The 8851-nt window shown below is 33.7% G+C and carries 8 protein-coding genes and 3 pseudogenes; 7 read left to right on the forward strand and 4 right to left on the reverse strand.

The window, feature by feature from the left end; translation table 11 throughout:
* Positions 1 to 121 precede the first annotated feature (121 nt).
* Positions 122 to 346, forward strand: a complete 225-nt coding sequence (locus tag QZ276_RS06125) for a chemotaxis protein CheW (RefSeq protein WP_342765706.1) — start codon at positions 122 to 124, stop codon at positions 344 to 346.
* Between the two features lie 21 nt (positions 347 to 367).
* Here the strand turns inward: QZ276_RS06125 and QZ276_RS06130 are convergent.
* Positions 368 to 1220: pseudogene (locus tag QZ276_RS06130) on the reverse strand (IS5 family transposase); the annotation flags it as partial.
* A gap of 92 nt (positions 1221 to 1312) precedes the next feature.
* A pseudogene (locus tag QZ276_RS06135) lies at positions 1313 to 1624 on the reverse strand (RNA-guided endonuclease InsQ/TnpB family protein); the annotation flags it as partial.
* Positions 1625 to 1673: 49 nt separating this feature from the next.
* On the opposite strand from QZ276_RS06135, the gene QZ276_RS11555 reads away from it, so the two are divergent.
* The 3 genes from QZ276_RS11555 to QZ276_RS06145 all read left to right on the forward strand — a co-directional run bounded on the left by QZ276_RS11555 (position 1674) and on the right by QZ276_RS06145 (position 3151).
* On the forward strand, positions 1674 to 1805 hold the full coding sequence (locus QZ276_RS11555) for a PAS domain S-box protein (protein WP_369334627.1): 132 nt from the start codon (positions 1674 to 1676) through the stop codon (positions 1803 to 1805).
* A 304-nt stretch (positions 1806 to 2109) separates the two neighbouring features.
* Entirely contained in the window at positions 2110 to 2769 is a 660-nt protein-coding gene (locus QZ276_RS06140) for a histidine kinase dimerization/phospho-acceptor domain-containing protein (RefSeq protein ID WP_292486263.1), read from the forward strand.
* A gap of 34 nt (positions 2770 to 2803) precedes the next feature.
* On the forward strand, positions 2804 to 3151 hold the full coding sequence (locus QZ276_RS06145; protein ID WP_292486265.1) for an ATP-binding protein: 348 nt from the start codon (positions 2804 to 2806) through the stop codon (positions 3149 to 3151).
* A 23-nt stretch (positions 3152 to 3174) separates the two neighbouring features.
* On the opposite strand, the gene QZ276_RS06150 is transcribed toward QZ276_RS06145, so the two are convergent.
* Complete coding sequence (locus QZ276_RS06150; RefSeq protein WP_292486267.1) at positions 3175 to 4557, reverse strand: TIGR00297 family protein; 1383 nt, start codon at positions 4555 to 4557, stop codon at positions 3175 to 3177.
* A gap of 152 nt (positions 4558 to 4709) precedes the next feature.
* Here QZ276_RS06150 and QZ276_RS06155 point away from each other — a divergent pair, with 152 nt between their 5' ends.
* Together QZ276_RS06155 and QZ276_RS06160 are read left to right on the forward strand one after the other, a co-directional pair.
* Positions 4710 to 5717, forward strand: a complete 1008-nt coding sequence (locus QZ276_RS06155; RefSeq protein ID WP_292486268.1) for a hypothetical protein — start codon at positions 4710 to 4712, stop codon at positions 5715 to 5717.
* Positions 5718 to 5910: 193 nt separating this feature from the next.
* Positions 5911 to 8295: a PAS domain S-box protein gene (locus QZ276_RS06160; protein ID WP_292486270.1), complete on the forward strand. Its 2385-nt coding sequence runs from the start codon at positions 5911 to 5913 to the stop codon at positions 8293 to 8295.
* A 9-nt stretch (positions 8296 to 8304) separates the two neighbouring features.
* Here the strand turns inward: QZ276_RS06160 and QZ276_RS06165 are convergent, their stop codons facing one another.
* Positions 8305 to 8580, reverse strand: a complete 276-nt coding sequence (locus QZ276_RS06165; RefSeq protein WP_292486272.1) for a cytochrome c — start codon at positions 8578 to 8580, stop codon at positions 8305 to 8307.
* Between the two features lie 43 nt (positions 8581 to 8623).
* On the opposite strand from QZ276_RS06165, the pseudogene QZ276_RS06170 reads away from it, so the two are divergent.
* Positions 8624 to 8851: pseudogene (locus QZ276_RS06170) on the forward strand (helix-turn-helix domain-containing protein); the annotation flags it as partial.

The raw sequence follows: 8851 nt of genomic DNA on the forward strand, positions 1-8851 counted from the left end.
CAGACAACCTTAAAAAATCAGTGGAATTTTTCAAACTAGATTCTTCACAGATCCAGAATTCTGAAAACAGCGAGGAGGTCAACTAACCTACCTCCTTTTTTAATTTTTGAGGTGAAAACGGATGGAATACGAACAGGAAAAAGGTGCTGGTACAGAGGATAAGAACCTGCAGCTTGTTGCTTTCAATCTTGGTGACGAGGAATTTGGTGTAGACATAATGCAGGTTCAGGAAATTATTAGGATGCAGGAAGTTACACGTATACCTCAGGCGCCTGGTTTTGTTAAAGGTGTTATCAATATACGCGGAAAGATTATTGGCTCTGTAGAAAACCTTTATGATGATTAAAACATCATGATTTACTATAGACCTGTGGATGTTGTACAGAATCAGTTTTGTTTTAACTTCTTTGACTTGATTTCTGTATTTTCTCGCTTTGACCTTTTCGCCAAATAATCTTTTTATGACAGAAATCACAGTTTTAACCAGATTCCTTTCAAAGTAGATAACTTCACTGAAATCAATGTACATTTCTTTCCTGTATTTGCCGTTGATTTTTTTCCTGGATTTATTTCTTATAGGAATAACAGCATAGGAGTCTAATTCATCTCTTATCAGTTCATGTATTCTTTCTGAATCATAGGCTTTATCCATGACGTAATATGATGGTTTTTTAATACTGTGGGATTGTCTAAGCACCGGTAATGCATGTTTAACGTCATGTGTAGGGTTTTTGGTGATTTTGTCTGCTAATATAATCAGTTTATCCGTATCCACAGATATAGAGATTTTCAGGAAATTCTTTCGATACGTATCGGTCCTCAATGAATAATAGTAGCTTGCATAACAGCTGGTCATATCGGAAGCATCGATTGCTACTATACCGGGGCTGTCCGCCCCGGTTGTAGAACAGTTTCACTGTTTGATTGAGTATCCGGTTGAACTTGTAAGTGGATATCCTGCTAACGAATTTTTGTAATGTAGTAAAATGTGGAACATTTTCAAGTTCCAGTTTATCTAGAATCGGATACATGAGTTCCAGTCTTTGAATGAAACTCCTGTAATCGGCAACCATGTACTCTTTAAACAGTACCAGCACCATTAGCTGGTGCTGGTCATAGGTCTGTTTCGAGTATTTAATCGAATACAATGGCAGTCTGGTTCCTCTGATAATTTTTAATGTTTCATCGATAAATTTAAGGTATATGTTGTTCCTTTTCATAATTGCTCATTTTTCTGGTTTTTGTCCAAAACCAAAAAGGAGCTCCTTTTCTTAAATCGTTTCAGAATTAGATTCTTTAGTCAGAATAGGGTTTTCTGTACGAAATTACTCCATGAAGCATCAATTATATGCTGTGCAAGATTATAATTTGTCAGCAGTCCTTTAACATTCAAAGTTTCCAGACAGACAGCTTGGTTCTCGCTTATCAATCTGGAACTTAACTTATGCTGGAAATCTTTTCTCTGGTTGCTAATCTTCTCATGATACTTGGCTATCTGGTGTTTCAGTTTCCTGTAATTATTAGAACCTTTCTTCTTTCTACTGAGCCTTTTCTGCAATACTTTCAATCTATCAATCGAATTTTTCAGGTATCTTGGGTTATCAATTTTTTCACCGTTAGAAGTTCTTCAAAACAGCGAAAGGAAGTTGCGAAGCTACATTAACAATTCGCCTGTGGTTATATTCGTTGTTCACAAAAACGGATATTTTATTGATGTGAACCCTGATGCTTCATATCTTACGGGTTATTCCAGAAATAAACTGCTTCCAATGCATATTTTTAACCTTTTTTCATTTGAATCATAGGTACTGTTCAGTTAATGAGACATATATAATCTATTATCGATTGTTTAATATTTTTAAGCACAATGATTTAAAGTTACAAATCAATTGTAGATGGTCTTAACTGAACAGTGCCTGAAAACAGTAATCTACGGGGTTGTTTCATCAATCTTTAAACTTCGTTTAAAGATATCCTTTAAACAACTTAAATCAAAGACTCTTTAAACTACAGTTTAAAGATATTGGTAAATTTCAATTTACCAAGTTTAAGTTTAACTCTAAATTTTTAATTTAGAGTGTTTTAATTTAAGGAGACGGTTAGAAACCGTTGGCTTTCACGTACCCCTGTTACCCCTTCTTCGTAAATGAACTTGCATGTGAAAATCTGGGTTACACAAAAAGTGAACTTCTTTCAATGAATATTACGGATATTGAGCCCTACAACGAAAATTATAATTCCAGAAAAAGATACTGGAGTAATTTATCAAGACATAATTCCTATCGCATAGAAACTTCTCATGAAAGAAAAGACGGTTCAATTTATCCGGTAGAGGTAAAAATGACCCGGATTGATTTGGAAGGTGAACCGATTATCCTTGGGTTCTGCCGTGATATTACTACACGAAAACAAGCTGAAGAGAACCTAATCAATGCAAAATTGGAGGCTGAATCTACCAGTCAAGCAAAAAGCGAACTTCTTGCCAATGTGAGTCATGAGTTGCGTACTCCTCTAACCTCAATTATAGGTTTTTCAGATATCATGCTTAAAGGAAAAGCAGGAAAATTAAACAACAACCAGATAAATTATTTGAATAAAATACACAAAAGTGGACAGAACCTGCTTGACCTCATCAACGATTTACTCGATTTGTCAAATATAGAAGCTGGTAAATTGGAACTTCATTATGAAAAAATATCATTAACCGAAATCATTGAAGATTTAATGGCAAAATTGTCTCCACTTGCATCTGAAAAAATTAACCCTTGATTCAAAAATTAACCCTGATATAGAGTATGTCTGTATGGATAATATAAAACTCAGACAAATACTTTATAATCTCTTATACAACGCTATAAAGTTTACAAATAATGGATCAGTTACCGTAGAAGTGGATATTGTGGATAATAATTACCAATTTTCGGTTATTGATACAGGTATAGGAATACCAGAAGATAAACAGGACGAAATATTTGAATCATTTAAACAACTAGATTCAAGTACTAAAAGACGGCATGCTGGTACAGGTCTTGGATTAACACTGGTAAAAAGACTTGTCGAAATTTATGGTGGGTATATAGAAGTTGAAAGTAAATACGGGGAAGGCAGCAGGTTTACTTTTACAATATCTGCAGATAAAAATTGCAACTAAAAATAGACAATTAAAATAATTTATTACATTAATATATAAAGAATTCCTGATACTAAAGCACCTGCAAATGTTGCAACAAAATTAACACCACTGTTTGAAAGGAAATGTTTTTTCTGTATTGTTGCCCCTATCAGACTATCTATATTTGTTCCTATAAATCCTCCTGCAGTACCTATCACCAACGAAAGTAAAAGGTTATCAACCAGTCCAAAAAGATAGGCCAACAACCCTATACATATAGAGCCTGAGACTGCTGCTACCTCTCCAAGAACGGATATCGCACCATCTGTACCAGGATATGTGGGTTTTAATGTGGTTATAATCCTTGGTTTTGCTTTTGCTGTAGTACCTATTTCACTTGCCAGTGTGTCACCGGTGGCTGTTGCTACAGCCCCCAGATATGCAAAGATTATTAAAGAACTGTATTCAGGATAAATCCCATAAGCGATAGCAAGACATAATGCAGCTGTACTATTGCTTAACACATTTTCATAACTGCGAATGCCCCCTTCAGATTGTGCAATACCGATGGATTCCTTGTATTTGTATTTGTATTTGGTAAAGATTCCTCCAAGTATGAAAAACATTAACAGCAATATAAACCAGAAGAAATCACCAAAACCAATTATCAAAACTCCAAGAAGCGCTGCACTGAGTAGTGCAGATATGTCTGCTATTCCTGCTTTATAGGCTAAAATTCCCAAAAGTAGAGAAAAAATGAATGCCAAAGACATCTGAAGCGGTGGTACAAAGTAACCAAAAGCAGCAAACATCCACATCACCATCCCACACCCAAGCGGAACAATGAAATTAGTATCAATATTTGAAGGTATAGATTCAAATAAAGCTCCTGTTATAGCTCCTATCACTGAAATAAAAAAGACCATGCCGTAGGTGGTTGATGTATTTTGCCAAAAAATAATCCATGAACTTGAGAGAAACGATGTGATTATGCTCACCCCGAGCAGAACAATAATGGATGTCAATGTTAATGTGTACTTTTTATATACTATTTTACGATTTACATAATTTGCAGTACTTACACCAAAAGTGGAAATTGCAAATGCACCTGAAATTACATACAACGGATATGAATATGAAGTAAAATCAAGTATAGCTCCTATTAACAGAAGAATGGTTATTGATACTACAAGATTGTATGAACTTCTTATTTTCGGCTTTTTGGGTTGGTCAGAATAATATGAGGGGTTATCATGAACAATACAGTAGAGAACCGATTCTTCTGGAATGTATCTCAACAGTATTAGAACAAAGACTGAACCAGCCAATAAACTGTAAACACTCAAAAAAGGGAACAGCAGCAGTACAAACCCAAATACAATATGGGTCAGCTGTTTGCAGTGTTCATAATCAAGGTTTTTGATATAACGTGATACATCCGCCATGTTTGGTCTTCGTTTTGTGTTTAATATTGGATAAAAATTGCTTTTTAATTATTTAAATAACCATTGTTGGTTTATAAAGTTCATTAATATTAATGTATTTATAAAAACACAAATAAAATGGACTTATTATACATATTCGCCAAGTGATAAATATGAACTATAGACCTATAGACACTATAACAGACCTTGTAGAATCACCGGATTTCTATAAAAACATGGAACAGATAAAAGAGATGAACATTCCGGACGAAATATCATATTATATAGAAAAATATGAAGATATTTGTGGAGATAGAGACAGGTTCCTCTGGAACTGGGTACAGACCCTGACTACTTCCCGAAATCCAGGGTTTATGTTTTCAACTGTACCCGAGGAATACACACAACATATAGGAAATCTAAAAACAATTCTAACAATTTTTGTAGCTACTCTGGATGATATAGCAGACAAGTACAAAGATAAAGAACTGCTTGAAAAATGTCTGGATATACCTTTCGAAAAAGAAAATATCGATACCAGAAACATAAACGACATTAACAAAATAAGGCGAATAAAACTTGCAGAGGAAATATGGGACAACATAAACTTAGAACTTGTGAGTTTACCAAGATATGAAGAATTTAAAGATATTTTTACTTTCGATATTAAACAATTGCTTAATTCTCTCCATCACTCATATGTTATTAATGTTAATCCCTATTTGATTAATTTAAAAGAAGCAGAAATCTATGCCAACCATAACATGACTTTTTACCTGTATTCTGATATTGATTTGATGGCATCTCCCAGTTTTGATATTAAAGACCTCCCATATCTCAGGGAAGTTATCTGGAGAGCCCAGAAAATGGCAAGAATTGGTAATTGGTTAAGCACATGGGAAAGAGAAGTTAAAGAAGGCGATTTCAGTTCTGGTATATTCGCCTATGCTATATCAAACAAAATACTGAATGTAGAAGACTTGGATGAGAAAAATAAAAAAGAAATGGTGGAATTGTTGAAAAAATACTATATAGAAAAACACTTCCTTGAAAAATGGCAGGAAAATTACAACCAAATAAACAATATAACTTCAACTATCAATTCAATAGATATCAATCAATATCTGGAAGGACTTGAACAGATATTATCATACCATCTTGCAAGTAAGGGTTTAAAATAAAATTATAATTATAAGCAAATCATCAAACTGAGCCGGTTGGTATTAGATAAAAAATCCATGAGAGGTGATATTTCATTTCTTCTTTATAAAAAAGAACAAATAATCGTTTTAGTGTATCTCAAAGTTTTAGAATATATTTATATAATTTATATTATTATTTTGTATATACAATCTGGTTAAGGATAAGTGATAGATGCGGGATGAAAATAAAACTAAAAAAGAACTTATACAAGAGATTAATGCACTTCGTAATGAAGTCAATGAAATTAAAAAACTGGATGAACAGGATAAACAAAACATCAAAAAAGAATCTATCCATAATGAAGCTGAAAAGCTGGCAAATATCGGGAGTTGGGTATGGGACATCAAGAACGATAACATAACCTCATCTTATCAATTGAAACTTATTCTAGGATTCATTGAAGAGCCAGAGTCGATAGATGACATTTTATCAGTTGCTCACCCTGATGATTTACCAGAATTTAAAAAATCACTAAATGCTGCACTGAAAAACGCCTATAATAATTATCATATAGAGTATCGAATCCTGAAAAACAACGACAGACAAATACGGTATGTTAAATCCATTGGAAAATTCGTTCTGGACGAGAACAATGATCCATATTTAATGTATGGTGCCACTCAGGATATTACCGATTATAAGTTAATGGAATCCAAACTTCATGAATATTATAGCGAGCTTGAAAAAGAAAAATTACTGAACAAAAAATATCTTGATGTGGCCGGTGTAGTTATTCTGGTAATCGATGCCTACCTGAATATCACATTTGTAAACAAAAAGGGTCGTGAGATACTTGGATACAATAAAGATGACATTTTGATGAGGAACATATACGAATTTATTTCTGAAAAATACCACAATGTCTTTAATAACACTGTCAAAAAACTGATTTCTGGACAACTGGAATCCGAATACCTTGAAATTCCAATATTAACAAAAAATAGTGAAGAACGTATTATATCATGGAACAATACAGTGTTAAAAGATGATAACGGACATATTATTGGAGTTTTGAGTTCAGGTGATGATCGTACCAAATACAGAGAAATTGAAAAATCATTCCGCCAGATTACAGAAAACATGCAGGACATGGTTACAAAAACCGATAAAAACGGTATTATCGAATATGCCACCCCTTCCCATGAACATATAATTGGATACAAACCTGAAGAAATAATCGGCGAAACAGTTTTTAACTTTATCCATCCTGATGATGTAGAGAAAATAAAAAAAAAGTTTAATGAAGATTTAAGAAATGTAGACTCATCAACTGCTGAATTCAGATGTATACATGCAAAGGGTTATTATATATGGGTGGAAACTATCGGAAAACTTGTTCAGGATGATATTAAAAATGACCTAAAAATCATATTTTCAACGCGTAATATTAACAAACGCAAAACTACAGAAGAACAATTAAAAGATAATGAGGAAAAATATCGAACTATTTTTGAGACAACAGGCACAGCCACTGTAATTGCAGATGGCAACAATATATTTTCCCTTGTAAACAGAGAATTTGAAAGACTTTCAGGATACTCCAAAGAAGAGATAGAAGGAAAAAAGAACTGGATGGAGTTTGTAGCAGAAGAAGATATAGAACGGTTGCACCAAAATTACAAAAAATTACTCCATGACCCATATTCTGCGCCTAACAAATATGAGTACCGTTTTTTAGACCGATATGGTAACCAGCATCACATTAACATGGTCGTCAGTATAGTTCCTGGAGAGTCCAGAGTAATAGGCTCACTCTTGGATGTTACCGAACTTAAAAACGCCAAAAAAGCCCTTGAAAAATATACTGAAGAACTCAAATCTCTGGATAAAATGAAAGATGAGTTCATAGCGAATTTGAGCCATGAATTAAGAACTCCACTGACCCACATCAAGGGCTATAGCGATTTGATAAACAATGAAACCCTAGGAGAACTTAATGAAAAACAAAAAAAGGCTATGAATGTTATTGTCCAAAGCTGTGACCAGTTAACACATCTTATTGAATCACTTCTTTATTTAAACGTCCTACATACTGAAAAATCCAGTTATCAATTTCATCCATTTAAAATAAAAAGATTGATAGACAATATTGTATCAAATCTCAATCCCAAAATACAGAAAAAAAATCAATATGTTAAAACATCCGTGGAAGATGAATTGTTAATCTATGGTGATTGGGATTATTTAAAACAGGTGTTTACTCATTTAGTAGATAACGCAAATAAATTTACACCCTGTGAAGGAACAATAACAATATATGGATTTAGAGAGAACGACAACGCTCACATTATGATCGAGGATAATGGAATAGGTATCAAAAAAGAGTTGATACCAAATATTTTCGGACTTTTCTACCAGATTGACGGGTCAATGACAAGAAATCATGGCGGTACAGGTATCGGGATGTATATATGTAAAGAAATTATTGAGCTTCATAACGGCTGTATATGGGTTGAAAGTGAGGAAGATGTTGGAACTATAGTACATGTAATGCTACCACTTACTGATACCTGTATCATGGAAATTGACAATGACAGAACTAATTACATCAACTGATTATAAGTGTTAATTATCAAGCTTTTTTAAATATTCTACTACATCATCTACATCTTTATCAGACATGTGCCATCTTGGCATAGTAGAGTCAAGCAGGCTTCCAGAAGGGTCTATTCCTTTTTTAATCGCTTTTTTTATAGTTTCAGCTGTATATACTGGATGCTCGTCATGCTCATCAGAAGTCAGTGCGCTATAGGTTATATCAGGAGGTATTTTATCCCAAATATAGCAGAAGACTCCCAGCGAAGCTGGAAGATGAATGCGATATACACTCTTGAACCACATTTAACATAACATATATATAATGTTAAAGTCTAACTACTGTAATATGTTAAAAGCCTACAAGTATCGTATGTATCCAAATCAAACTCAACAGGAGTTAATTACAAAACACATAGGAGCTTGTAGGTTCATCTACAACTGGGCTTTGGAGAACAAAATCAAATCTTATGAGCAAGACGGCAAAGCGATATCAAGATTTGAGTTGAACAAACGAATAAGAGTCTTAAAAGATGATATCAATGGTTGAAAGAGATTAACTCACAATCATTACAGG

It is taken from the genome of Methanohalobium sp., from assembly GCF_018609725.1.
In the GTDB taxonomy this organism is placed as follows: domain Archaea; phylum Halobacteriota; class Methanosarcinia; order Methanosarcinales; family Methanosarcinaceae; genus Methanohalobium.

What these genes read in the sequence shown, in the direction of transcription:
- QZ276_RS06125 (WP_342765706.1), top strand. Translation starts at nt 122, where the DNA reads ATGGAATACGAACAGGAAAAAGGTGCTGGTACAGAGGATAAGAACCTG.
- QZ276_RS06145 (WP_292486265.1), top strand. Translation starts at nt 2,804, where the DNA reads ATGGATAATATAAAACTCAGACAAATACTTTATAATCTCTTATACAAC.
- QZ276_RS06150 (WP_292486267.1), bottom strand. Translation starts at nt 4,557, where the DNA reads ATGGCGGATGTATCACGTTATATCAAAAACCTTGATTATGAACACTGC.
- QZ276_RS06155 (WP_292486268.1), top strand. Translation starts at nt 4,710, where the DNA reads ATGAACTATAGACCTATAGACACTATAACAGACCTTGTAGAATCACCG.
- QZ276_RS06160 (WP_292486270.1), top strand. Translation starts at nt 5,911, where the DNA reads ATGCGGGATGAAAATAAAACTAAAAAAGAACTTATACAAGAGATTAAT.
- QZ276_RS06165 (WP_292486272.1), bottom strand. Translation starts at nt 8,580, where the DNA reads ATGTGGTTCAAGAGTGTATATCGCATTCATCTTCCAGCTTCGCTGGGA.